The sequence below is a fragment of the Stenotrophomonas sp. Marseille-Q4652 genome, assembly GCF_916618915.1.
Taxonomy (GTDB): domain Bacteria; phylum Pseudomonadota; class Gammaproteobacteria; order Xanthomonadales; family Xanthomonadaceae; genus Stenotrophomonas.
Genome location: NZ_CAKAKE010000001.1, coordinates 1 through 23,338 on the forward strand (window position 1 = coordinate 1; position 23,338 = coordinate 23,338).

Below are 23,338 nucleotides of genomic sequence, written 5' to 3' on the forward strand. Positions count from 1 at the left end.
ACGAAGGCATCGAGCCGGCGCCCGGCGAAATCGCGCAGGATCTCGGCGGCGGTGGTGTTGCGGTGGTAGGCCGGGTTGGCCGGGTTGGCGAACTGGCTGGCCAGGAACCAGCCGTGTTCCCCGGCCAGTTCCCGGGCCTTGCGCACCATGCCGCTGCCCCGCTCGGCGGCGGGGGTCAGGATCACCTTGGCGCCGTAGGCGCGCATCAGCTTGCGGCGCTCTACCGAGAAGGTCTCCACCATGGTCGCGACGAACTTGTAGCCGCGTGCGGCGGCGACCATGGCCAGGGCCACGCCGGTGTTGCCCGAGGTCGCCTCGACGATGGTGTCGCCGGGCTTGAGCACGCCGCGCCGCTCGGCGTCGAGGATGATCGCCAGCGCCAGGCGGTCCTTCACCGAGCCACCGGGGTTGAAGGATTCGACCTTGGCGTAGACGGTGCGTCCGGCCGGGGCGATGCGGTTGAGCCGCACCACCGGGGTATTGCCGATGGTGTCGAGGATGCTGTCGTAGATGGGCATGGGGGTCTCCGGATGGAAGCAGCAGGAGCGATTGTGGAAAGCCGGGCTTCGGACCAGGTGAAGGCGGGCAGCCGGGACGCGGGCCTTGGTGCGGCTGGGCGGTCGCCCGGTGGCGCCTGTGCGCGCGTGCGGGTCGGCGCGAGGGTCGGGCCTGCGTGGAAACATTGACCGTAGACCTGGCAATGGGAGGTGTGAAATGACCTGGGGGACTCGGCTGATCGCTTTCGGTTATAAGTTGGAGCCAGGGCCCGGCCCTAGAGTCATTCCTTTCGCGCGTAAGCCAACGCCTGCCCCACGATGACCCTGACCCAACTGCGCTACCTGGTTGCCATTGCCGACGCCGAGCTCAACATCACGCTGGCGGCCACGCGCGTGCACGCCACCCAGCCCGGCCTGTCCAAGCAGCTCAAGCAGCTGGAGGACGAGCTGGGATTCCTGCTGTTCGTGCGCAAGGGCCGCAGCCTGGAGTCAGTGACCCCGGCCGGCGTGGAAGTCATTGCCCGTGCCCGCGCGGTGCTGGCCGAGGCCAACAACATCCGCACCTATGCGGCCAACCAGCGCCGTGAGAGCCAGGGCCAGCTGGTGCTCACCACCACCCACACCCAGGCCCGCTTCGTGTTGCCGCCGGCGGTGGCGCGGATCAAGCAGGCCTATCCTCAGGTCAGCGTGCACCTGCAGCAGGCCGCCGAAAGCGATGCGCTGGACCTGCTCAGCCAGGGCGATGCCGACATCGCGGTGGTCAGCACCGCCGGCAGCGAGCCCGGCGCCGGCATCGCCATCCCGCTGTACCGCTGGCGCCGGCTGGTGCTGGTACCGAAGGGCCATCCGCTGGACCAGGCCGGCCGCGCGCCGGACCTGGCCGCGCTGGCGGCCTGTCCGTTGATCAGCTACGAGTCCTCGACCCGACCCGGTTCCTCGCTGCAGCGCGCCTTCGCCGACGCCGGACTGGTGCCGGACCTGTCGCTCACTGCGCTTGATGCGGACCTGATCAAGACCTACGTGCGTACCGGGCTGGGCGTGGGCCTGCTGGCGGAAATGGCGGTCAACGCCGCCGACAGCGACCTGCGGGCGTGGCCGGCGCCGGGCGGAATCGCCCACTGCACTGCGTGGGCGGTACTGCCCCGCGAGCGGGTGCTGCGTGACTACGCGCTGGAGCTGGTACATGTGCTGGCCCCGCAGATCGACAAGCGCGACCTGCGCCGGGTGCTCGACGGCAACCAGGCGCCGGACTGGCCCGAGCCGCCCACCTGGGAATCGCTGACCCAGACCATCACCAGCTGATGCCACTGCCGGGATGGGCCGTCCCGGCAGGGGCCGGGACGTTTGTGGCATCCTCCGGCCCTTTCATGGATCGGAACCGCGCATGACCCTTACTGCAGTGGCCTACACCAGCACCGCCGTCGCTGGCCTTTCAGCCATCGATCTCGACCGCCTGCTGGTCGATGCACGGGCCCACAACAAGCTGGTCGGCGTGACCGGTGTGCTGCTCTACGACGGGTTCCGCTTCTTCCAGTACTTCGAAGGCCCGACCGAAGGCGTGGAACGCATCTATGGCCGCATCCGCTCCTCGCGCATGCATGCCGAGATCAAGGAGCTGTACCACGCGCCGGTGGAGCGCACCTGGTTCGGCCAGTGGCACATGGCCTGTCGCCAGACCGGCGGCAGCGTGCTGCAGGAACTGAGCAACGCGCAGTGGAAGCGCGAGGCCGCCTACCTGAGCGAGGACGTCCGGCAGGCCGGTGATTCGGCGGGCATGCGCGCGCTGCTCGAGTTCTGGGAGCGACAGGCGCAGGACGCCTGACTGCGGCGGGCGGGTCGCTGAACCCGCTGGCCACGACCGCTTTCCCCAACCTGCGTCGGACTGTGTGGACGGGGGCGCTGCTATCCTTGCGTGATCCCGTAACGAAGACCCTGCAATGAGCGCCGTGGCCCACTTGTCGCACCTTGACCGGCTGGAAGCCGAGAGCATCCACATCATGCGCGAGGTGGCGGCCGGGTTCGAGAATCCGGTGCTGCTGTATTCGGTGGGCAAGGACAGTTCGGTGCTGCTGCACCTGCTGCTCAAGGCGTTCGCACCGGCGATGCCGTCGATCCCGCTGCTGCACGTGGATACCCGCTGGAAGTTCCGCGAGATGATCGCCTTCCGCGACCGCCGCGCGGCCGAAACCGGCGTGGACCTGCGCGTGCACATCAATCCCGAGGGCGTGGCGCGCGACATCAGCCCGGTCACGCATGGCGCCTCGGTGCATACCGACGTGATGAAGACCCAGGGCCTGAAGCAGGCGCTGGACAAGTGGAAGTTCGATGCCGCCATCGGTGGCGCGCGCCGCGACGAGGAAAAGTCGCGCGCCAAGGAGCGGGTGTTCTCCTTCCGCAACGACAAGCACCGCTGGGACCCCAAGAACCAGCGCCCGGAACTGTGGAACCTGTACAACCCGCGCATCCACCCGGGCGAGAGCGTGCGCGTGTTCCCGCTGTCCAACTGGACCGAGCTGGACATCTGGCTCTACATCTACCGCGAGAAGATCCCGGTGGTGCCACTGTACTTTGCCGCCGAACGCCCGGTGGTCGAACGTGGCGGCACGCTGATCATGGTCGATGACGACCGCCTGCCGCTGGAGCCCGGCGAGGTGCCGCAGATGCGCAAGGTGCGCTTCCGCACGCTGGGCTGCTACCCGCTGACCGGTGCGATCGAATCCGAAGCCGATACCCTGGAAAAGATCATCGCCGAGATGCTGGTCTCCACCAGCTCCGAGCGCCAGGGTCGACTGATCGACCACGACCAGTCCGCCTCGATGGAAAAGAAGAAAGTGGAAGGTTATTTCTGATGGAGCCGGAGCAGATGGCAGACACCACCCCGCAGGCGGCGCCGGCCCCGACCGAAAGCAGCCGTGGCGCCGATCCGGCCGAAGTGGCCGCATACCTGCGCCAGCACGAATCCAAGCCCTTGCTGCGCTTCATCACCTGCGGCAGCGTGGACGATGGCAAGAGCACGCTGATCGGCCGCCTGCTGTTCGAGAGCAAGCGCCTGTTCGATGACCAGCTCAAGGCGCTGGAGGCCGACAGCCGTCGCCACGGCACCCAGGGCGACCGCATCGACTACGCGCTGCTGCTCGATGGCCTGGCCGCCGAGCGCGAGCAGGGCATCACCATCGACGTGGCCTACCGCTACTTCGATACCGAACGCCGCAAGTACATCGTCGCCGACTGCCCCGGGCACGAGCAGTACACCCGCAACATGGCCACCGGGGCCTCCACTGCCGACCTGGCGGTGGTGCTGGTGGATGCACGCAAGGGGCTGCTGCCGCAGACGCGCCGCCACAGCTACATCATTTCGCTGCTCGGCATCCGCCACGTGGTGCTGGCGGTCAACAAGATGGACCTGGTGGATTACGACCAGCAGGTGTTCGAGCGCATCGCCGGCGAATACGCCGCGCTCGCCGCGCAGCTGGGCATCGAGCAGGTGCAGGCGATCCCGCTGTCCGCGCTGGAAGGCCAGAACCTGTCGGCCCGGTCGGTGCACACGCCCTGGTACCCGGGGCCGAGCCTGATCGAGCATCTGGACACGGTGGTCCCGGCCGCGCATGACACCGGCACCGAGTTCCGCATGCCGGTGCAGTGGGTCAACCGGCCCAACCAGGATTTCCGTGGCTTTGCCGGCACCGTGGCCGCCGGGCAGGTGCGCGTCGGTGACGAGGTCGTGGTACTGCCCTCCGGGCGTCGCTCCACGGTCACCCAGGTGCTGGGCCCGAACGGTCCGGTCGACCGCGCGGTCATCGGCCAGGCGATCACGCTGACCCTGGCCGACGAGGTGGACATCAGCCGGGGCGACGTCATCGCCATGGCCAAGGCGCCGCCGGAAGTGGCCGACCAGTTCGTCGCCCACGTGCTGTGGATGGACGACGCCGGCCTGCTGCCGGGCCGCCCCTACCGCATGCAGATCGGCACCCGCACCGTCATCGCCAGCGTCACCGAGATCAAGCACCGGGTCGACGTGAACACCCAGGAGCACCTGGCCGCCAAGCGCCTGGAGCTCAACGAGGTTGGCTACTGCAACCTGTCGCTGGACGCGCCGATCGCCTTCGAGTCCTACGCGCGCAACCGCGCCCTGGGCGGCTTCATCCTGATCGACCGCCAGACCAATGCCACCGTCGCCGCCGGCACCCTGGACTTCGCCCTGCGCCGTGCCGGCAACGTGCACTGGCAGCACCTGGACGTGGACAAGGCCGCGCGCGCCCGGATCAAGGGCCAGACCCCGCGCGTGGTGTGGTTCACCGGCCTGTCCGGCGCCGGCAAGTCCACCATCGCCAACCTGGTCGAGAAGCGCCTGCTGGCCAGTGGCCACCACACCTTCCTGCTCGACGGCGACAACGTGCGCCATGGCCTGAACCGCGACCTGGGCTTCACCGACGAGGACCGGGTGGAGAACATCCGTCGCGTGGCCGAGGTTGCCAGGCTGATGACCGAGGCCGGGCTGATCGTGCTGGTCAGCTTCATCTCGCCGTTCCGCGCCGAGCGGCGGATGGCACGCGAGCGCTTCGCGCCCGGCGAGTTCGTCGAGGTCTTCGTCGACGCCCCGCTGGCCGTGGCCGAGGCCCGCGATGTGAAGGGCCTGTACCGCAAGGCCCGCGCCGGCCTGATTCCCAATTTCACCGGCATCGATTCGCCCTACGAGCCGCCGGAGGCGCCCGAAGTCCATCTTCACGCCGACCGAGGGGATGCCGGGCAACTGGCCGCGCAGGTGCTCAGGGCGCTGGGGCTGGAATAAACGCCCGGCCCCGACCCACCAATGGCACATACGGTCGTCATGTGGCGCCGGCTAGACTCCGGGGTCAACGATTTCACCGGGATTGTTCATGTTGGGACGTACTGCCGCGACCTTCACCGCGGGCATCGCTTTGGCACTGTTGCTGACGGCATGCGCGAAGGAAGGCGGCGGACGGCCGCAGGGCGGCGGACCGGTGGCGGTGACCACCCAGGTCGTGCAGCCAACGGCATGGAACGACACCCTGCAGACGCTGGGTACGGCCAAGGCGCGTGAGTCGGTCACGGTGACCGCCAAGGTCAGCGAGATCATCGAGAAGGTGCACTTCGAGAGCGGCCAGGAAGTGGCTGCCGGTGCCCCATTGGTGACCCTGCGCGGCGATGCCCAGCAGGCCGCGCTGTCCTCGGCGCAGGCCACCTTTGCCGAGGCCGACCGCCTGTATCGCCGCCAGCGCGAGCTGGCCGCCCAGCAGCTGGTGGCGTCCTCCACCCTGGATACGCAGAAGGCCGTGCGCGATGCCGCCGAGGCCCGGGTCCGGGAAATGCAGTCGGACATCGGCGATCGCCGCGTGCGCGCGCCGTTCGCCGGCGTGCTGGGCATCCGCCAGGTCAGCCCCGGTTCGCTGGTCACCCCGACCACCGCCATCGCCACGCTCGACGACATCGCCCGCATGCACGTGGACTTCCAGGTACCCGAGGCCGAGCTTGCCAAGGTGGCACCGGGCAACAAGGTCAGCGGCACCAGCGTCGCCTGGCCGGGCCGCACCTTCGAGGGCGTGGTCACCACGGTCGATGCCCGCGTCGATGAGTCCACCCGCGCGGTCACCGTGCGCGCCGACTTCCCCAATCCCGACCGCGCGCTGCGCCCGGGCATGCTGCTGGACGTGCGCATCTTCCGCCCCGAACGCCAGGCGCTGGTGATCCCGGAGATCGCGGTGGTGCAGGTCGGCCGCGAGTCCTTCGTCTATCGGGTCAAGGACGACGACAGCGTCGAGCGCGTCGACGTGGTCACCGGTGCCCGCCGCGCCGGCGTGGTCGAGATCACCGAGGGCGTGGCCGCCGGCGACCGCATCGTGGTCGACGGTACCGGCAAGCTGCGGCCCGGGGCGAAGATTACCGCCGCCGGGGACGATCGCGATGAGGTTGCCGGTGCTACGAAGCCCGGAGCCGCTGCACGATGAAGCTGTCCGACATCTCGATCAAGCGGCCGGTATTTGCCGCGGTGATGAGCCTGCTGCTGGTGGTGCTGGGCGTGATGTCGTTCACCCGCCTGACCCTGCGGGAACTGCCGGCGATCGACCCCCCCATCGTCTCGGTGTCGGTGGAATACACCGGCGCTTCGGCCGCCGTCATCGAGAGCCGCATCACCCAGGTGCTGGAAGACGCGCTGGCCGGTATCGAGGGCATCGACACCATCAACGCGCGCAGCAACAACGGCCGTGCGCAGGTGAGCATCGAGTTCACATCCAACCGTGACATCGAGGCGGCGGCCAATGATGTGCGCGATGCGGTCAGCCGCGTCGCCGACCGCCTGCCCGAGGAGGCGCGCCCGCCGGAAGTGGCCAAGGTCGAGAGCGACGCCGACCCGATCATCTGGTTCAACATGACGTCCTCGACCATGGACACGCTGGCGTTGAGCGACTACGCCGACCGTTACGTGGTCGACCGCTTCTCCAGCCTGGATGGCGTGGCCCAGGTCCGCATCGGCGGCCGCCAGCGCTATGCGATGCGCATCTGGCTGGACCGCGACCAGCTGGCCGCGCGCGGCATGACCGTCGGCGATGTCGAAAGCGCGCTGCGCAGCGAGAACGTCGAGCTTCCGGCCGGCCGCATCGAGTCGGCCGAGCGCGACTTCACCCTGCGCGTGGAGCGCAACTACGTCGAACCGTCCGACTTCGCCACCATCCCGCTGGGCAAGGGCATTGATGGCTACGTCGTGCGCCTGGGCGACGTGGCGAAGATCGAGCTCGATTCCTCCGAGCGCCGGGCTTACTACCGCAGCAACGGTGAGCCGGGCATCGGCCTGGGCATCGTCAAGACCTCCACCGCCAACGCGCTGGACGTGGCCCGCGGGGCACGCGCGGAGGCCGAGCGCATCGGCGCCACCCTGCCCGAAGGCACCCATATCTTCGTCGCCTTCGACAACACCACCTTCATCGAGGCCGCGGTCGAGCGCGTCTACGCCACGTTGTTCGAGGCGATGGCACTGGTGCTGGTTGTGATCTGGCTGTTCCTGGGCAGCTTCCGCGCCGCGTTGATCCCGGCGGTGACGGTGCCGGTGTGCCTGGTGGCCGCCTTCATCGCGCTGTACGCCTTCGGCTTCTCGATCAACCTGCTGACCCTGCTTGCCCTGGTGCTGTGCATCGGACTGGTGGTGGATGACGCGATCGTGGTGGTGGAGAACGTGCAGCGCCGCATCGACCTGGGCGAGCCGCCGCTGGTGGCTTCCCGGCGCGGCACCCACCAGGTCGCCTTCGCGGTGATCGCCACCACCGCGGTGCTGGTGGCGGTGTTCCTGCCGGTCGGATTCCTCGAGGGCAATACCGGGCGCCTGTTCCGCGAACTGGCGGTGGCCCTGGCCGCGGCGGTGGCGATCTCCGCCTTCGTTGCATTGACCCTCACCCCGATGATGGCCTCCAAGCTGCTCAAGCCGCACAGCGGGCAGCCGCCGAAGGGCATCAACGGCTTCATCAATCGTCACCTGGACCGGCTGTCCGCCAGCTACGGCCGGGTGCTGGATCGCCACGTGCACCGCAGCTGGCTGTTCGCGGTGGTGATGGTGGCGGCGCTGCTGGCCAGCTGGCTGCTGATGCGCGCCCTGCCTAGCGAACTGGCGCCGGCCGAGGACCGCGGTTCGTTCCAGGTCATGATCGATGGCCCGGAAGGCGCCGGCTATGACTACACCGTCAGGCAGGTCCAGGAAGTGGAGGCGATCGTGGGCCGCTTCGTCGGGGACGACAAGCCGATCGCGCGCGCCAATCCGCGCGTGCCCGGCGGCTTTGGTGCGAGCGAGGAAATGCACACCGGCCGCATCAGCGTGTTCCTGCAGCCATGGCGGCAGCGCGACGTCCCGACGGGCAAGGTCGCCGAGTCGCTGCAGAAGGAACTGAACGGCCTGGCCGGCGTGCGCGTGCGCACCCAGGTCGGCGGTGGCCTGGTGCGCAGCTTCGGCCAGCCGCTGCAGATCGTGCTCGGCGGCCCCGAATACGAGGAAATCGCGCAGTGGCGCGACCGCCTGCTCGCACGCATGGCCGACAACCCCGGCCTGGTCGGCGCTGATTCGGACTACAAGGAAACCCGGCCGCAGATGCGGGTCAACATCGACCGCCAACGCGCTGCCGACCTTGGCGTGTCGGTCACCGTGATTGGTTCGGCGCTGGAAACGATGATGGGCTCGCGCCGCGTGACCACCTTCGTCGACGCCGGCGAGGAATACGACGTGCTGGTGCAGGCCGGCCGCGAGGGTCGCGCGAGTCCCGCCGACCTGGCTGCGATCCGCGTGCGTTCGGCCAGCGGCGGGCTGGTGCCGCTGGCCAACCTGGTCACGCTCAGCGAAGTGGCCGAGCCCGGCTCGCTCAACCGCTTCAACCGCCTGCGCGCGATCACCATCAATGCCGGCCTGGCCCCGGGTTACACCCTGGGCGAGGCGATCAGCTGGGTGGAGCAGGTTGTGCAGGAAGAACTGCCCGAATACGCGCAGATCGACTGGAAGGGCGAGTCGCGCGAGTACCAGAAGTCCGGCAGCGCGGTGCTGCTGACCTTCGCCATGGCGCTGCTGGTGGTCTACCTGGTGCTGGCCGCGCAGTTCGAGAGCTTCATCCATCCGCTGGTGATCATGCTCACCGTGCCGCTGGGCGTGCTCGGCGCGTTGCTCGGCCTGTACGTCAGCGGCGGCACGCTCAACCTGTTCAGCCAGATCGGCATCGTGATGCTGGTCGGCCTGGCGGCCAAGAACGGCATCCTGATCGTGGAGTTCGCCAACCAGCTGCGCGACGAGGGCCGCAACGTGCACCAGGCCATCGTGGAGTCGGCACGGGTGCGCCTGCGCCCGATCCTGATGACCTCGCTGGCCACCGTGTTCGGCGCGATCCCGCTGGTGGTTGCCGGCGGCCCGGGCTCGGCCAGCCGCGGCACCATCGGCGTGGTGGTGATCTTCGGCGTCACCCTGTCCACCTTCCTGTCGCTGTTCGTGGTGCCGGCGTTCTATGCGCTGCTGGCGCCGTACACCAAGTCGCCCGAGTCGGTGGCCAACGAACTGGAGCGGCTGGAGAAGCAGACCCCCTCGGTCGGCGGGCACGCCTGACCAACGCCGCTGCTCCGCCGGACCGGCGGGGCAGCGGCAACCGGGTTGGATTTCCCCTTCGCAGCCTGCTGCGGATCGTGGAGAATCAACCGGTCCTCCCGGCCGACGGGAACGATCTTTTCTGATTTCCGCCGACTGGAGAGAGCGCGTGGAAGAATTCGTTACTGCGATCAACGACATCATCTGGAGCAATGCGCTCATCTTCATGTGCCTGGGTGCGGGCCTGTGGTTCACCCTGCGCACGCGGGTGATGCAGATCCGCGGCTTTGCCGAGATGTGCCGCCTCACCGTGGGTGGCAAGAAGTCCGATGCCGGCGTGTCCTCGTTCCAGGCGCTGGCCATTTCCATGGCCGGACGCATGGGTATCGGCAACATCGCCGGCGTGGCCACCGCCATCGCCTACGGCGGCCCCGGCGCGATCTTCTGGATGTGGGTGATGGGCTTCCTCGGCGCGTCGACCTCCTACGTAGAGTCGACCCTGGCCCAGATCTACAAGACCAAGGATGCCGAAGGCCGCTACCGCGGTGGCCCGGCCTACTACATCGAAAAGGCGATGGGGCTGAAGTGGTACGCGCTGGTGTTCGCGTTCGCCACCATCGTCGCCACCGGCCTGCTGCTGCCGGGCGTGCAGGCCAACGCCATCGCCGACAGCGCCAGCAACGTGCTGTGCAGTGCCGCCGGCAGTTGCGATGCGTTTGGTGGCGTGGGCGGCGTGAAGCTGGCCATCGGCATTGCCGTGGCGCTGCTGCTTGCGGCGATCATCTTTGGCGGCATCAAGCGCATCGCCACCTTCGCCGAGGTCGTGGTCCCGTTCATGGCGCTGGCCTTCATCGTCATGGCGATCGTGGTGATGATGCTCAACGCCTCGAAGGTGCCGACGATGTTCGCCGACATCTTCTCCAGCGCCTTCGGTGCGCATGCGGCGTTCGGCGGCATCATCGGCCAGGCCATCGCATGGGGCGTCAAGCGCGGCATCTACGCCAACGAGGCCGGCCAGGGCACCGGCCCGCACGCCGCCGCCGCCGCCGAGGTCTCGCACCCGGCCAAGCAGGGTTACGTGCAGGCCTTCGCGATCTACTTCGACACCATGCTGGTGTGCACCTCCACCGCGTTCCTGGTGCTGTCCACCGGCATGTACAACACCTTCCGCACGGTCAGGGAGAACGGCAAGGAAGCGCTGGAAGCGATCTACACCGGCGTGCCGGGGCTGCAGCCGTCCGAAGGCGCCCAGTTCACCCAGGCCGCGGTGGAGTCGGTGATGCCGGGCTGGGGCGCGGGCTTTGTCGCCATCGCGCTGTTCTTCTTCGCCTTCACCACGATCATGGCCTATTACTACATGGCCGAAACCAACCTGACCTACGTCGCCGGTACCCGCCGCACCCATCCGCTGGCGACCCTGCTGCTGCGCCTGGGCATCGTCGGCATGGTAGTGTTCGGCGCCTTCCACAACGCCAAGATGGCCTGGGCGCTGGGTGACATCGGCGTCGGCCTGATGGCCTGGCTCAACGTCGTCGCCATCCTGATCCTGCAGAAGCCGGCGATGCTGGCGCTGCGCGACTACGAGCGGCAGAAGAAGCTCGGCGTCGATCCGGTGTTCGATCCGGAGGCGCTGGGCATCCGCAACGCCGACTTCTGGGTCCAGCGCAAGGCGAACAACGGTGGTTGATCCCTGGAAATCCGCGCGCCGTCCGTCGGCGCGTCCGCCGCGCGCCACGCCGCTGCCGCCTGCGACCGGTGGTAGTGGCGGTGGCAGCGTGCGCGGCAACGGCGAGATGCGGCTGTACGGCGTCAATGCGGTGCTGGCGATGTTTGCCGTGCGTCCGCAGGCGCTGCGCAAGCTGTACCTGGCCGAGGCACTGATCCCGCGGATGCAGCCGCTGCTGAAGTGGTGCGTGGCCAACCGCGTCGGTTACCGCGTGGTGGAGGAGGGCGACCTCAACAAGCTTGCCGCCACCACCCACCACGAGGGCGTGGTCGCGGACGTGCTGCGGGCCGAGCCGCTGGCGCTGGATGCGTGGCTGGCCGGATTGAAGGACGGCGCGGTGCTGGCGCTGTGGCTCGATGGCGTGGGCAACCCGCACAACCTCGGCGCGATCCTGCGCTCGGCCGCGCATTTCGGCGTGGCCGGACTGCTGCTTCCCGCCAACTCCTCGCTGGCCCTGTCCGGCGCGGCCGCGCGCGTGGCCGAGGGCGGGGCCGAGGCGGTGCCGCTGGTGCGGCTGCCGCCGGCCGAACAGGCCCTGCCGCAACTGCGCGAGGCCGGCTTCCAGCTGGCCGCCACCCTGGTGCAGGGCGGCGACGACCTGTTCGCCGCGCGCCTGCCGCAGCGGCTGGTGTACGTGATGGGCGCCGAGGGCGAGGGCATGGACCGCAGCTTCGCCCAGCAGTGCGAAATGCGCCTTTCCATCCCCGGTACCGGCGCGGTGGAAAGCCTCAACGTGGCCTCGGCCACCGCGGTGTTCCTGGCCATCGGTGCAAGCCGCGCTGCCGGCAGCTGAAGACGCCGGCATTCCGGTCGCCAGGAAAAAACAAAGGCGCCTCCGGGTGCCTTTGTCGTTCACGGCATCTCCCGCCTCATTCCGAGGGCGGGGTGACGTCCTTCGCCTCGCTGCCGAAGTTGCCATCGGCCTCGGCCGCCAGCCACGCGAACACGGTGTAGGCGGCCACGTTCTGCGCCAGTGCCGCGGGATCGATCTTGTCCAGGGTGTCATCGGCGGTGTGGTGCAGGTCGAAGTAATCGCTGCCGTCCTGCGCCAGCCACGCCCAGGCGCCGCCCTTGGCCGCCAGCGGGCTCACATCCGGGCCCGGGCCGCCGTCGTTGGGGGCGTACTCGATGCCCAGCGGCTTGAGGGCCTCGGCGATCTGCCGGGTAGCCTCGCGCGAATCCGCCGGATTCGGCGAGCCGGTGTTGAAGGCATAGATCCGGCCGGCACCGAAATCGCTCTCGGCGGCGATCTGGGTCAGCGCGACCTCGCCGGCCGCGGCGCGCGCATTGGCGTAGGCCTTGCCACCGTGGAGGCCCTGCTCTTCGTTGGCGAAGGCGATCACGCGGATGGTGCGCCTGGGCGCCTGCTTGAGCTTGCCGATCAGGTGGCCGGCGGCCATGGTGATGCCGACGCCGGCGGCGTCGTCGATCGCGCCGGTGCCCAGGTCCCAGGAATCCAGGTGACCGCCGATCACGACCACTTCCTTCGGCAGGGTGCGCCCGGTGATCTCGCCGATCACGTTCTGCGAGGTGTATTCGCCGTTCCAGCCGCAATCCAGGGCCAGGCGGATGCGGGTGCTGCCGCGTGCGACCAGTCGCGCCAGCTGGTTGGCATCGGGCACCGACAGCGCCGCCGACGGGACCGGGGTCAGGCCTTCATCGAAGCGGGTGATGCCGGTGTGCGGGACGCGGTGCGAGTCGGTGCCGGCCGAGCGCATGACAAAGCCGACCGCGCCCTTGCGGATGGCTTCGGACGGGCCCTTGCTGCGCACGGCGCCGCCGTTGCCGTAGTCGCGGCCATCGCGCGATGCCGTCATCTGGTAGTCGACGAAGGCGATCTTGCCCTTCAGCGAGCCTTCCGGCGCGGCCTGCAGCGCGGCCAGGTCGGCAAAGCGCACCACCTCGCCCTCGACCGTGCCACCCGGGCTGCCGCCGAGCGCAGTGATGGTCAGCGGCTGCGCATGCGCCCCCAGCACCTCGGCGCGCTCGCTGCGGCGCTCCCACTTGGGGAAGGTCACCGGCTCGGTCCATACCTTGTCAAAGCCCAGCTGCTTGAACTTGGCCTTGGCCCATTCCACCGCGCGGGCATCGGCTTCGCTGCCGGCCACGCGTGGGCCAACCTCGGTGGTCAGCGATTCCACCACCTTCCAGCCGGTGTCATCGGCCAGCGCCTGTTCGCGCAGCTGTGCGGCGGTGGCCAGCGAGGCCGGCGGCAGCGTGGTGGGCGCGGCGAAGGCCGGGCTGGCCAGCAGGGCGAGGGTGGAGGCGAAGGCAAGGACACGACGACGCATGACGGCTCCGGCTTGGTGGAATTCCCTGACTCTAGCAGCCTGCAGCGCGCGCGCATGGGCGCAAGGTCATGCGGCCCGCAGATGAAAAAAACAAAGGCCCCGGATGTCCGGGGCCTTTGTTTAGTAATGCGGGAATCCTTACTTGCGCAGGTTGTCGCGGATCTCGCGCAGCAGCAGCACTTCCTCGCTCGGGGCCGGTGCGGCCTCCGGCTCGGCGGCCTTCTTGCGGCTTAGGCGGTTGACCACCTTGACCAGCATGAAGATCGCGAAGGCCACGATCAGGAACTGGATGACGGTGTTGATGAAGTCGCCGTAGCCGATCACCACCGCCGGGATTTCGGTGCCGTCGGCGGCCACCTTGGCCGGGGCCAGGGTCCACGCCAGGTCGGAGAAATCCACGTTGCCGATCAGCCAGCCGATCGGCGGCATGATCACCTTCTCCACCAGCGAGGTGACGATCTTGCCGAACGCCGCGCCGATGACCACACCGACCGCCAGGTCGATGACGTTGCCACGCATGGCAAATTCCTTGAACTCGCTGATGATGCTCATTGTTTCTCCTTGGATGGGTCTTGGACCGGCAGCAGCGTAACCCGGGCAGGCTCAGCCGGCGATGCTGCCGTGGCGTTCGGCGACGTTTTCCAGGCGCGCGCTGAAGCGGTCGCCGGGCCTGAGCGCGGACACGCCGGCCGGCGTGCCCATGAACACCAGGTCGCCGGCGCGCAGGGCGAACAGCTTAGAAAGCTCGTGCAGGATCTCCGGCACGTTCCAGATCATCTGGTCCAGCAGCGCCTGCTGGCGCACTTCGCCGTTGACTTCCAGTGACAGGTTCAGCGCGGCCAGGTCCCCAACTTCGGCGGCCGGCACCAGCGCGCTGACCGGCGCGGAATGGTCGAAGCCCTTGGCGATGTCCCACGGACCCCCCTTGGCCTTGGCCGCGGCCTGCAGGTCGCGGCGGGTCAGGTCCAGGCCCACGCCGTAGGCCAGCACCAGCGATCCGGCGGTCTCCACTGGCAGCTCGCCGGCCGGCGCGTCGCGGCCGATCGCCACGACCAGCTCGACCTCGTGGTGCAGGTCGGCGGTGGCGGGTGGGTAGGGGATCTGGTCGTCATGGCCGACGACGATGGCGTCGGCCGGCTTCATGAATAACATCGGGCGGCCGCGTTCGGCGGCCGAGGCCGGGGCGCTGGCACCCATCTCGCGGGCATGGTCGGCGAAGTTGCGGCCAACGCAGTAGATGCGGCGTACCGGGAAGGTGCCGCCGCCCGCCACCGGGATCCGGGGGATGGCGGGGGTGGGAATCAGGTCGGTCATGCGCGCGTCCTCGGTACGGGACGCGCCAGTTTAAAGGATGCGGGCGCGGGTGCTCAGCGCGACATCGGCAGCGCGGCCTTGCGCACCACCTGGTACTCGGCGTCCACCACGCGGTCGCGGCGCTGGGCCGGGGTACGCTTGCGCGAGGACAGCAGCTTCCATGCAACACCGGTGAGGATCATCGCCGCACCGACAAAAACGCCCACGAACACGAGCACGGCCAGGATTGCCAGTCCCAGCAGGCCAACGACAACACGGACGAGCGGATTGCGCGGCTTGCGCGGCTCGAACAGGTTGCGGAGATTGCCGAATTGGAAATATCGCGTCTGCATTGACGGTTCTTTGACAGCGGTAATGGCGGGCAGTATCGGTGCAGGTGCCCGCCATTGAGTGAAAAAACCGTTAACACCTGACCCTTTGCCCATATATTCAATGACTTGCAGGGTCACGAGTTGCCGCGGTGCGACATGCGACAATGCCCCGTCCTCTCCTGCTTCTGGCTGCCCATGTCCGACGTCGCGATCCCGTCCTCCCCGCTTGCCCGCCTTGCCGACATTCCGTCGGAGGGGTTTGCCGAAGCCGAGGTCGTGCTCGATGGCGACGCCGAATCGCTGGTGCTGTACCGCGACGGCGAGGAGGTGCGGGCCTGGCTGAACATCTGTCCGCATGCGGGGCGCCGGCTGGACTGGGCGCCGGGCCAGTTCCTCAAGAGCCGCGAAGGCCATCTGGTGTGCGCCGCCCATGGCGCGTCGTTCGCCCTGTCCGACGGGACCTGCGTGGCCGGTCCGTGCCGCGGCGACACCCTGCGTGCGGTGGCGGTGCAGGTGCGCGACGGCGAGGTCTACCTCGCCTGATCGTGCCGGCCCGGGCCGGACTCAGAACATCAGGTTGACCACCGCCACGATCACCGCGGTGTAGATCAGCGACAGGGGCCCGCCGACGCGCCACAGCACGCGCGGCTGGTAATTGGCCGGGCCGGTGATCATCGAGATGATCGGGTTGGAAGGCGTCATCAGGTTGTTGGATGCCGACAGCGCCACGATCAGCGCAAACGCTGTCGGGTTGCCACCGGCGGCCAGCGCCAGGCTGACCGCCACGGGCACCATCACGATGGTCGCGCCGACATGGCTGATCACCAGCGAAAACGCCGTGGTCAGCAGCGCCAGCGCGAGTTCCAGGCTCCACAACGGGATGCCGCTGGGCAGCTTGTCGATGGTGTGGCCGGCGATCCACGCCGCCGCGCCGCTGGAGTCCATCGCCCAGCCCAGCGGGATCAGCCCGGCCATCATGAAAACGGTCTTCCAGTTGATCGAGGCGTAGGCCTCGTCCATGCGCAGCACGCCGGTCAGCAGCATGCCGGCCACGCCGGTCATCAGGGTCAGCGCCACCGGGATCTTGGACGAGAGCGCCAGCAGGATGGTCAGGGCGAAGATCACCATGGCGATCTTGAACTTTTGCGGCCGCTGCTCGCCCTTGGGGTAGTCGGTCACCACCACGAAGTCGCGGCTCTTGGCGGCCTGCGCCAGGTCGGTCCAGATGCTGTGGAAGACCAGCATGTCGCCCGGACGCAGCTTGACGTTGCGCACGTCCTCGCGGATCACCTTGTTGTCGCGGTTGATCGCCAGCAGGCTCATGCCGCGCTCCTTGCGCAAGCGCAGCTCGGCGGCGCTCTTGCCGATCACGTTGGAGGTTGGCGGCACCACCGCCTCGGAAATGCCGGCGCGGGCCGGGTTGAACAGGTCCCCCAGGTTCTTCAGCCGCGAGGAAAGGCGCAGGAAGTGGTTCTGCGCGAAGTCGGCCACCTGCTGGCGGCTGCCCATCACCCCGAGCACGCTGCCGACCCAGATGCGCATTTCCGCCGGCGGCGCCAGGCGGGTGTCGTTGCCGGTCTTCAGGGCCAGCAGCAACGGCGCGTCGTGCATGGTTTCCGCCTCGCCCAGGGTCATGCCGACCAGCGGGCTTTCGGCGGTGACGGTCAGCTCGAAGACGTCGCCTTCGATGCCGTAGGTGCGGGAGAAGTAGCTGTCGGTACGCGAGGGCGTGACGCCGTCGTTGGCCTGGGCCTCCTCCTCGCGCAGCAGGCGATCGCCACGGAAGCGGAAGTACAGCAGCGAGGCCACCAGCAGGGCCACGCCGATGGGCAGCGGGGCGAACATGCGCAGCGGCTCGATCGTGGCCATGCCCGAGGGCAGGTTGTTGTTGGCCGACACCAGCAGGTCGTTTAGCAGGATCAGCGGCGAGTTGCCGACCATGGTCAGCGCGCCACCCATGACGATGGCCGCGGCAATCGGCAGCAGCAGGCGCTGCAGGGTCAGGCTGGTGCGGCCGGCCAGGCGCGAGGCCACCGGCAGGTACAGCGCCATCACCGACGGGTTCTGCATGAAGGAGGAGTTGAGCCCGGCGATGGCCGTGGTCATCAGCAGCAGGCGCTGCTCCAGCCCGTGCGAACGTCGCAGCAGCCATGAGGCCAGCCGGTTCAGCGCCCCGGTGCGGTCCAGGCCCGCGCCGAGGATGGTGGTGGCGATGATGCTCATCACCGCGTTGCCGGAGAAGCCGCCGAAGATTTCCTCCGGCGCGATCAGCCCGGTCAGGCCCAGCACCACCAGCACCACCAGTGCCACCACGTCGGCGCGGATGCGCTCGAACAGGAACATCGCCATCGTGAAGCCGACCAGCCCGAGAACGAGCTTCATGTCAGTGGTCAGCGTCAGCGCGGTATCCATGGCGGTGCGGTCAGCTGCGGTCGTACAGCAGGTCCCAGACGCCGTGGCCGAGCTTCTGGCCGCGGGTCTCGAAGTGGGTCTGCGGCCGCCACTCCGGCCTCGGCACCGCGCCCCGTGGACCGGCCCGGTTGACCAGACCTTCGGTGGCATCGAGCACGTCCCACATGTGCTCGGCGTACGGTTCCCAGTCGGTGGCCAGGTGCAGCCGCCCGCCGGGGCGGATCTTGCGCACCAGCAGGCTGGCGAACTCCGGCTGCACCAGGCGGCGCTTGTTGTGGCGCTTCTTGTGCCACGGGTCGGGGAAGAAGATGCGCACCTCGTCGAGGAAGCCGTCGGGCACCTCGTTCTTGAGCACCTCCACCGCATCGTGGTGGTAGACCCTGGCGTTGGTCGCGCCATCGGCCCTGAGGTCGTTGAGCAGGCGGCCGACGCCGGGCGCATGCACTTCCAGGCCGATGTAGTCGCGGCTGGTGTCAAAGCCGGCGGCAAAGCGCAGCGCGGCGCCATTGCCGGTGCCGATTTCCATCACCTTGGGGGCGTCGCGGCCGAACATCGCGTTGTAGTCGCGCAGCTGGCCGGTGTAGTCGATGCCGAAATGCGGCCACGCTTCGTCGAAGGCGCGCTGCTGGGCCGGGGTGAAGCGGCCCTGGCGCAGCACGAAGCTGCGCACGGCGCGGTGGCCTTCCTCGACGGTGAACGGCTTGGGCGGCGCCTTGGCGCCGGCGCTGTCGAACGGATTGGTCATCAGCCGATCAGTCCATCCACCGGCGAGGAGGCGCTGGCGTAGCGCTTGCGCGGGATGCGGCCGGCCAGGAACGCCTCGCGGCCGGCTTCCACGGCCTTGCGCATGGCGCTGGCCATCAGCACCGGATTGCGTGCGCCGGCGATGGCGGTGTTCATCAGTACGCCGTCGCAGCCGAGTTCCATCGCGATCGCGGCATCCGACGCGGTGCCGACGCCGGCGTCGACGATGATCGGCACCTTGGCGCTTTCGATGATCTCGATCAGGTTGTACTTGTTCTGGATGCCAAGGCCCGAGCCGATCGGCGCAGCCAGCGGCATCACCGCAGCGCAGCCGATTTCCTCCAGGCGCTTGGCCAGGATCGGGTCATCGGAGGTGTAGACCATGACGTCGAAGCCATCCTTGACCAGGATCTCGGCGGCCTTGAGGGTCTGCAGCACGTCCGGATACAGGGTCTTCTGGTCGCCCAGCACCTCGAGCTTGGTCAGGTTGTGGCCGTCGAGCAGCTCACGCGCCAGGCGGCAGGTGCGCACCGCGTCCTCGGCGGTGTAGCAGCCGGCGGTGTTGGGCAGGATGGTGAAGCGCTCCGGCGGCAGCACGTCCAGCAGGTTGGGCTCGCCCGGGTTCTGGCCGATGTTGGTGCGGCGGATCGCCACGGTGACGATCTGCGCGCCGGCGGCCTCGGTAGCCAGGCGGGTTTCTTCCAGGTCCTTGAACTTGCCGGTGCCGGTCAGCAGCCGGGACGAATAGGTCTTGCCGGCGATGACCAGCGCGTCGTTGGGGGCAGGAGTGTTCATCCGCCGATTATCGCCGATCACGCCGGGCCTTGCCGATGAAACCGGCTGCGACCGGCTCAGCCGCCGCCGAGCGCGTGCACGATCTCTACCACGTCGCCGTCGGCCAGCGGATGCTGGGCGTGGCGGGTACGCGGAACGATCTCGCCGTTGACCTCGACCGCGACGCGGCGCGCGCCCAGGCCCTCGAGTTCGAGCAGGGTGGTGATGGTGGTGGCTTCGGGAATGTGGCGGGCTTCGCCGTTGAGGGTGATGTCCATGCGCGCATTCTCGCATCGCCCGCGGCGGTATTGCCGCGATGCGGCAGCGCAGCGTGAACACGGTCGCCGGCAATGAAACCATTCCGCTCCGTGCGGCCGCGTATGCGCAGGCTGCGGACAGCATCCCTACCAGGAGTCATTGATGGCTTTCCGTCCCACCCGTTCCATGCTCGCACTTGCCCTGGCCCTGGCGGCCGCCCCCGCCCTGGCCCAGTCCCCGTACTCCAAGACCGTGTTCTTCGGTGACAGCCTCACCGATTCGGGCCATTTCCGCCCGGTGCTGGTGCGGCTGGATCCCAATGCCACCCTGGTCGGCCGCTTCACCACCAACCCGGGCTGGATCTGGGCCGAGCACCTGGCCGAGTACTACGGCACCAATGCCCAGGCCAACGGCAACGGGCAGGGCGGTGACAACTACGCCGTGGGCGGCGCCCGTGCCGGCGTGGGCACGGTCGGCGCACTCGGTGCCACGCCGTCGATGAAGACCCAGGCCGCCACCTACCTGGCCGCCAATGGCGGCAAGGCCGACGCCAATGCCCTGTACACCGTGTGGGGCGGTGCCAACGACCTGTTCGCGGTGCAGGCCAATCCGGCCCAGGCCCAGGCGATCATCGGTGCGGCGGTGACCGACCAGATCGGTGTCGTCGGTACGCTGGCCAATGCCGGTGCCCGCTACATCCTGGTGCCGAACCTGCCGGACATCGGCCTGACCCCGGCCTCGCGCGCCGGCGGTGCGATGGCCATGGCGCAGGGCACCGCGCTGGCCAATGCCTACAACACCGCGCTGTACGGCGGCCTGGCGCAGGCCGGACTGAAGGTCATCCCGCTGGATACCTTCACCGTGCTGCAGGAAATCGTCGCCAATCCGGGCGTGTACGGCTTCAGCAATGTCTCCGGTACCGCCTGCCAGCCGCAGGTCACCGCGCAGTCGATCACCTGCAACCCGACCACCTACGTGCGTCCGGATGCAGCCAACACCTACGTGTTCGCCGATGGCGTGCACCCCAGCACCGCTGCGCACAAGATCCTGGGCGACTACGCGGTATCGGTGCTCGAGGCCCCGCGCCTGCAGCAGGTGGTCACCAACTCGCTGCAGAACACCGGTATCGCGCGTGCCGACCAGGTCAGCGGCCACCTGTCCGGTGCCGAACAGGACGGCAGCTACTGGTGGGGCAACGTGCGTGGCGACATGCAGCGCTACGACCATGCCGACCTGTACGACGGCATGGCCCCGGCCGGGCTGTTCGGCATGGACTGGGTGCGTGACGGCGTGGTGCTGGGCGGCTTTGCCGGCTACGGCCGCATGAATGCCGACTTCGGCAACAGCGGTGGCGAATTCAAGCATGCCGAGACCACCCTGGGCCTGTTCGCCGGCTGGTACGGCGAGCGCGCCTGGATCAACGGCCAGGCCAGCTATACCTGGGTGGACGCCGACATCCACCGCCAGGTCAACCTGGGTCCGGCCCGGCGCATCCACAGCGGCTCGGTGGACGGCAGCAACGTCACCGTCGCGCTCGATGCCGGCTACGAGTTCGGTGCCGAAGGCGGCCTGCGCCATGGCCCGGTAGCCGGCGTGACCTGGCAGAAGATCAAGCTCGACGGCTACGCCGAAAGCAACCCGTCGGCCACCGCGCTGGAATATGACGCCCAGGACGTGGATTCGACCGTCGGCCGCATCGGCTGGCAGGTGCGCCTGGACGGCGCAGGGGTGCAGCCGTACGCGCAGCTGACCCTCGACCACGAGTTCGAGAAGGGCGGCGAAGCCACCGCGCGCCTGCAGACCGTGCCGGGCATTGGCAGCTACGCAGTACCGGGCCTGGAGTTCGACCGTGACTACGCCACCGTGGTGCTGGGCGCACGCATCCCGCTGGGCCGCTTCAGCACCAACATCGGCCTGAGCACCACCACCGCACAGAAGGACGCGAGCGACGCCACGCTGTTTGCCACCTTCGGCGGCAGCTTCTGATCCAGCTCCTGCTGGATTGACGCGATGGGCGCCCCGCTTGCCGGCGGCGCCCATTGCCTTGGCGGGTAGCGGCGCATAGACTGCACCTCCGCCGCGCGGGCGTAGCTCAATGGTAGAGCTGTAGCTTCCCAAGCTACTGACGTGGGTTCGATTCCCATCGCCCGCTCCATCCCGGCCTTCCTTCTTCCCCTCATTCGACGAATGCCGGAACGCTGCTCCGCGGCTTGCGCGTGCCCGCCAGTGGGGTGTGGGGCGCCAACGCAGTGCGGGCAGGTTGGTGCCGCGCAGTGCGCGCTATCCTGTGCCGTCCTTTCCGGCATGCCGACATGAAGCTGGCCATCCTCTCGCGCAACAGCAAGCTGTACTCCACCCGCCGGCTGGTCGAAGCCGGGCGCGAACGGGGCCACACGGTCCGGGTGCTGGATCCGCTGCGCTGTTACATGCGCATCGCCGCCGACGGTTTCAGCATGCACTACAAGGGCCGGCCGCTCACCGGCGTGGACGTGGTGATCCCGCGCATCGGCGCATCGATCACCCGCTACGGCACCGCGGTGCTGCGGCAGTTCGAGATGATGGGGGCCTACAGCCCCAATCCTTCCGATGCGATCCTGCGCGCGCGCGACAAGCTGCGTGCCCACCAGATCCTGGCGGCCAAGGGCATCGACATGCCGGTGACCGTGTTCGGCGACAACCCCGACGACACCGATGACCTGCTGTCGATGCTAGGCCCGGCCCCGCACGTGCTGAAGTTGAACGAGGGCACCCAGGGCAGGGGCGTGATCCTGACCGAGAAGACCAGCGCCTCGCGCGGCATCGTCGAGGCCCTGCGCGGGCTGTACGCCAACTTCCTGATGCAGGAATTCATCGGCGAGGCCCAGGGCGCCGACCTGCGTTGCCTGGTGGTCGGCGACCACGTGGTGGCGAGTATGCGCCGGCAGGCGCCGGAGGGGGACTTCCGCTCCAACCTGCATGCCGGAGGCACTGCGTCACCGGCCCAGGCCTCGCGCGCCGAACAGCAGGTGGCCGTGCGCTCGGCCAAGGCGCTGGGGCTGGGCGTGGCCGGCGTGGACCTGATCCGCTCCGACCGCGGCCCGCTGGTGCTGGAGGTCAATTCCACCCCCGGCCTGGAAGGGGTGGAGGCAGTTTGCGGGCAGGACATCGCCGGGCGGATCATCGACCATGTCGTGGCCCGCCGGGCGCGTATGAAGGCCGCGTGAAACAGGTTTCCCGTTCCTTTCTTCCTTTTTAACAATCGCTTAATCGCGCCGGGGGTAAGTTGTCGCCTACCGCAGCTCTGCCCTCCTCAGCAGGAACGGTAATCGGGATGTCGTGACTGGCCTGGGCACTGCCCAGGCCTTTTTTATTCCGTGGGCCGTGCTTGCCAGCCGGGGCCCGAGCTGCCTAGATTGCGACATCACACACGGAGGGGAGGAGCGCATGTTGGGGAAATGGATCGTGGGAACCAGCCTGGCCATGTTGTTGGCGACGGCGGCCATGGCGGCCGAGATCAATGCACAGCAGCCGTTCGCCGAACAGCGTGCGCAGATCGAGAAGGACCTGGGCGGGGATACCTATAGGGAGATTTCTGCCGAGGACCGCGCCAAGGTGATTGCCGCGCTGGAGCGCATGTCCCAGCGGCTCGGGGACGGGAAGCAGCCGCAGGACCTGAAAGGAGCCGACCAGGTCAGCTGGTTCAATGACCAGGAGTTGGTCAACAGCCTGCTGACGCAGGCGCGCGAGGACAGCCGGCTGGTCTGCGAGCGTTACCGTCCGACCGGCAGCAAGATGCCGCAGAACGTCTGCCTGACCGTGGCCCAGCGCCGTGCCACTCGCGAGGAAGCGGTTGACGAAATCCGGCAGATCCGCCGTTCGGGGGGCGAGACCCCCAGTCGTTGACCGGGACTTTTGGACCTCGCGTGGCCTGGTCGCGACGCGGCCGCGTATGACAGGGCCTGTGG

21 protein-coding genes and 1 tRNA gene are annotated in these 23,338 nt (G+C 68.4%); 13 read left to right on the forward strand and 9 right to left on the reverse strand.

Going from position 1 to position 23,338, the window contains the following annotated elements; genetic code table 11:
• A partial coding sequence (locus LG380_RS00005) for a pyridoxal-phosphate dependent enzyme (RefSeq protein WP_225763009.1) occupies nt 1–518 on the reverse strand: 518 nt, incomplete at its 3' end.
• A gap of 297 nt (nt 519–815) precedes the next feature.
• Here LG380_RS00005 and LG380_RS00010 point away from each other — a divergent pair.
• The 8 genes from LG380_RS00010 (at nt 816) to LG380_RS00045 (ending at nt 12,083) form a co-directional block, all read left to right on the forward strand.
• Nucleotides 816–1,799 carry a LysR family transcriptional regulator gene (locus tag LG380_RS00010; protein ID WP_225763010.1) on the forward strand — a complete coding sequence of 328 codons (984 nt, stop codon included), beginning with the start codon at nt 816–818 and terminating at the stop codon, nt 1,797–1,799.
• A gap of 82 nt (nt 1,800–1,881) precedes the next feature.
• The gene (locus LG380_RS00015; protein WP_225763011.1) at nt 1,882–2,319 is read left to right on the forward strand and encodes a BLUF domain-containing protein; all 438 of its coding nucleotides are present in this window, start codon (nt 1,882–1,884) and stop codon (nt 2,317–2,319) included.
• Between the two features lie 115 nt (nt 2,320–2,434).
• A complete protein-coding gene (cysD, locus tag LG380_RS00020) occupies nt 2,435–3,346 on the forward strand; it encodes a sulfate adenylyltransferase subunit CysD (protein WP_225763012.1) in 912 nt (303 codons plus the stop codon).
• Between the two features lie 14 nt (nt 3,347–3,360).
• Nucleotides 3,361–5,286 (forward strand): sulfate adenylyltransferase subunit CysN, encoded by a 1,926-nt coding sequence (gene cysN / locus LG380_RS00025; RefSeq protein WP_318780071.1) that lies wholly within the window; start codon nt 3,361–3,363, stop codon nt 5,284–5,286.
• 88 nt (nt 5,287–5,374) lie between these two features.
• Nucleotides 5,375–6,463, forward strand: coding sequence for an efflux RND transporter periplasmic adaptor subunit (locus LG380_RS00030; RefSeq protein WP_225763014.1), 1,089 nt, complete (start codon nt 5,375–5,377; stop codon nt 6,461–6,463).
• The gene (locus tag LG380_RS00035) at nt 6,460–9,585 is read left to right on the forward strand and encodes an efflux RND transporter permease subunit (RefSeq protein ID WP_225763015.1); all 3,126 of its coding nucleotides are present in this window, start codon (nt 6,460–6,462) and stop codon (nt 9,583–9,585) included. The genes LG380_RS00030 and LG380_RS00035 overlap by 4 nt, the downstream gene beginning before the upstream one ends.
• Nucleotides 9,586–9,733: 148 nt before the next feature.
• Nucleotides 9,734–11,251: an alanine/glycine:cation symporter family protein gene (locus LG380_RS00040; RefSeq protein WP_225763016.1), complete on the forward strand. Its 1,518-nt coding sequence runs from the start codon at nt 9,734–9,736 to the stop codon at nt 11,249–11,251.
• Nucleotides 11,244–12,083: a TrmH family RNA methyltransferase gene (locus tag LG380_RS00045; RefSeq protein ID WP_225763017.1), complete on the forward strand. Its 840-nt coding sequence runs from the start codon at nt 11,244–11,246 to the stop codon at nt 12,081–12,083. The genes LG380_RS00040 and LG380_RS00045 overlap by 8 nt, the downstream gene beginning before the upstream one ends.
• Before the next feature lie 76 nt (nt 12,084–12,159).
• Here LG380_RS00045 and LG380_RS00050 read toward each other — a convergent pair whose 3' ends face one another.
• The 4 genes from LG380_RS00050 to LG380_RS00065 all read right to left on the reverse strand — a co-directional run bounded on the left by LG380_RS00050 (nt 12,160) and on the right by LG380_RS00065 (nt 15,227).
• Nucleotides 12,160–13,581, reverse strand: coding sequence for a M28 family peptidase (locus LG380_RS00050; RefSeq protein WP_225763018.1), 1,422 nt, complete (start codon nt 13,579–13,581; stop codon nt 12,160–12,162).
• Between the two features lie 138 nt (nt 13,582–13,719).
• Complete coding sequence (mscL, locus tag LG380_RS00055; protein WP_225763019.1) at nt 13,720–14,133, reverse strand: large-conductance mechanosensitive channel protein MscL; 414 nt, start codon at nt 14,131–14,133, stop codon at nt 13,720–13,722.
• A gap of 51 nt (nt 14,134–14,184) precedes the next feature.
• A complete protein-coding gene (locus LG380_RS00060) occupies nt 14,185–14,895 on the reverse strand; it encodes a fumarylacetoacetate hydrolase family protein (protein WP_225763020.1) in 711 nt (236 codons plus the stop codon).
• Between the two features lie 53 nt (nt 14,896–14,948).
• Nucleotides 14,949–15,227 carry a hypothetical protein gene (locus LG380_RS00065; protein ID WP_225763021.1) on the reverse strand — a complete coding sequence of 93 codons (279 nt, stop codon included), beginning with the start codon at nt 15,225–15,227 and terminating at the stop codon, nt 14,949–14,951.
• Nucleotides 15,228–15,401: 174 nt separating this feature from the next.
• Here LG380_RS00065 and LG380_RS00070 point away from each other — a divergent pair, with 174 nt between their 5' ends.
• Entirely contained in the window at nt 15,402–15,749 is a 348-nt protein-coding gene (locus LG380_RS00070; RefSeq protein ID WP_225763022.1) for a Rieske (2Fe-2S) protein, read from the forward strand.
• Between the two features lie 21 nt (nt 15,750–15,770).
• Here LG380_RS00070 and LG380_RS00075 read toward each other — a convergent pair whose 3' ends face one another.
• The 4 genes from LG380_RS00075 to thiS are packed head-to-tail and all read right to left on the reverse strand — an operon-like array spanning nt 15,771 to nt 19,414.
• Complete coding sequence (locus LG380_RS00075; RefSeq protein ID WP_225763023.1) at nt 15,771–17,618, reverse strand: SLC13 family permease; 1,848 nt, start codon at nt 17,616–17,618, stop codon at nt 15,771–15,773.
• 10 nt (nt 17,619–17,628) lie between these two features.
• On the reverse strand, nt 17,629–18,363 hold the full coding sequence (gene trmB / locus LG380_RS00080) for a tRNA (guanosine(46)-N7)-methyltransferase TrmB (protein ID WP_225763024.1): 735 nt from the start codon (nt 18,361–18,363) through the stop codon (nt 17,629–17,631).
• Complete coding sequence (locus LG380_RS00085; RefSeq protein ID WP_225763025.1) at nt 18,363–19,157, reverse strand: thiazole synthase; 795 nt, start codon at nt 19,155–19,157, stop codon at nt 18,363–18,365. Before LG380_RS00085 ends, trmB begins: the two co-directional genes overlap by 1 nt.
• Before the next feature lie 56 nt (nt 19,158–19,213).
• Nucleotides 19,214–19,414, reverse strand: coding sequence for a sulfur carrier protein ThiS (thiS, locus tag LG380_RS00090; RefSeq protein ID WP_225763026.1), 201 nt, complete (start codon nt 19,412–19,414; stop codon nt 19,214–19,216).
• Between the two features lie 142 nt (nt 19,415–19,556).
• On the opposite strand from thiS, the gene LG380_RS00095 reads away from it, so the two are divergent.
• The 4 genes from LG380_RS00095 (at nt 19,557) to LG380_RS00110 (ending at nt 23,276) form a co-directional block, all read left to right on the forward strand.
• Nucleotides 19,557–21,380, forward strand: a complete 1,824-nt coding sequence (locus LG380_RS00095; RefSeq protein WP_225763027.1) for an autotransporter domain-containing protein — start codon at nt 19,557–19,559, stop codon at nt 21,378–21,380.
• A 95-nt stretch (nt 21,381–21,475) separates the two neighbouring features.
• Nucleotides 21,476–21,549 (forward strand) — tRNA-Gly (locus tag LG380_RS00100).
• A 157-nt stretch (nt 21,550–21,706) separates the two neighbouring features.
• Nucleotides 21,707–22,597 (forward strand): 30S ribosomal protein S6--L-glutamate ligase, encoded by an 891-nt coding sequence (gene rimK, locus LG380_RS00105; RefSeq protein ID WP_225763028.1) that lies wholly within the window; start codon nt 21,707–21,709, stop codon nt 22,595–22,597.
• A gap of 220 nt (nt 22,598–22,817) precedes the next feature.
• Nucleotides 22,818–23,276 carry a hypothetical protein gene (locus LG380_RS00110; protein WP_225763029.1) on the forward strand — a complete coding sequence of 153 codons (459 nt, stop codon included), beginning with the start codon at nt 22,818–22,820 and terminating at the stop codon, nt 23,274–23,276.
• The last annotated feature ends 62 nt before the right edge of the window (nt 23,277–23,338 follow it).

What these genes read in the sequence shown, in the direction of transcription:
- LG380_RS00010 (WP_225763010.1), top strand. Translation starts at nt 816, where the DNA reads ATGACCCTGACCCAACTGCGCTACCTGGTTGCCATTGCCGACGCCGAG.
- LG380_RS00015 (WP_225763011.1), top strand. Translation starts at nt 1,882, where the DNA reads ATGACCCTTACTGCAGTGGCCTACACCAGCACCGCCGTCGCTGGCCTT.
- cysD (WP_225763012.1), top strand. Translation starts at nt 2,435, where the DNA reads ATGAGCGCCGTGGCCCACTTGTCGCACCTTGACCGGCTGGAAGCCGAG.
- cysN (WP_318780071.1), top strand. Translation starts at nt 3,361, where the DNA reads ATGGCAGACACCACCCCGCAGGCGGCGCCGGCCCCGACCGAAAGCAGC.
- LG380_RS00030 (WP_225763014.1), top strand. Translation starts at nt 5,375, where the DNA reads ATGTTGGGACGTACTGCCGCGACCTTCACCGCGGGCATCGCTTTGGCA.
- LG380_RS00035 (WP_225763015.1), top strand. Translation starts at nt 6,460, where the DNA reads ATGAAGCTGTCCGACATCTCGATCAAGCGGCCGGTATTTGCCGCGGTG.
- LG380_RS00050 (WP_225763018.1), bottom strand. Translation starts at nt 13,581, where the DNA reads ATGCGTCGTCGTGTCCTTGCCTTCGCCTCCACCCTCGCCCTGCTGGCC.
- mscL (WP_225763019.1), bottom strand. Translation starts at nt 14,133, where the DNA reads ATGAGCATCATCAGCGAGTTCAAGGAATTTGCCATGCGTGGCAACGTC.
- LG380_RS00060 (WP_225763020.1), bottom strand. Translation starts at nt 14,895, where the DNA reads ATGACCGACCTGATTCCCACCCCCGCCATCCCCCGGATCCCGGTGGCG.
- LG380_RS00065 (WP_225763021.1), bottom strand. Translation starts at nt 15,227, where the DNA reads ATGCAGACGCGATATTTCCAATTCGGCAATCTCCGCAACCTGTTCGAG.
- LG380_RS00070 (WP_225763022.1), top strand. Translation starts at nt 15,402, where the DNA reads ATGTCCGACGTCGCGATCCCGTCCTCCCCGCTTGCCCGCCTTGCCGAC.
- LG380_RS00075 (WP_225763023.1), bottom strand. Translation starts at nt 17,618, where the DNA reads ATGGATACCGCGCTGACGCTGACCACTGACATGAAGCTCGTTCTCGGG.
- trmB (WP_225763024.1), bottom strand. Translation starts at nt 18,363, where the DNA reads ATGACCAATCCGTTCGACAGCGCCGGCGCCAAGGCGCCGCCCAAGCCG.
- LG380_RS00085 (WP_225763025.1), bottom strand. Translation starts at nt 19,157, where the DNA reads ATGAACACTCCTGCCCCCAACGACGCGCTGGTCATCGCCGGCAAGACC.
- thiS (WP_225763026.1), bottom strand. Translation starts at nt 19,414, where the DNA reads ATGGACATCACCCTCAACGGCGAAGCCCGCCACATTCCCGAAGCCACC.
- LG380_RS00095 (WP_225763027.1), top strand. Translation starts at nt 19,557, where the DNA reads ATGGCTTTCCGTCCCACCCGTTCCATGCTCGCACTTGCCCTGGCCCTG.
- rimK (WP_225763028.1), top strand. Translation starts at nt 21,707, where the DNA reads ATGAAGCTGGCCATCCTCTCGCGCAACAGCAAGCTGTACTCCACCCGC.
- LG380_RS00110 (WP_225763029.1), top strand. Translation starts at nt 22,818, where the DNA reads ATGTTGGGGAAATGGATCGTGGGAACCAGCCTGGCCATGTTGTTGGCG.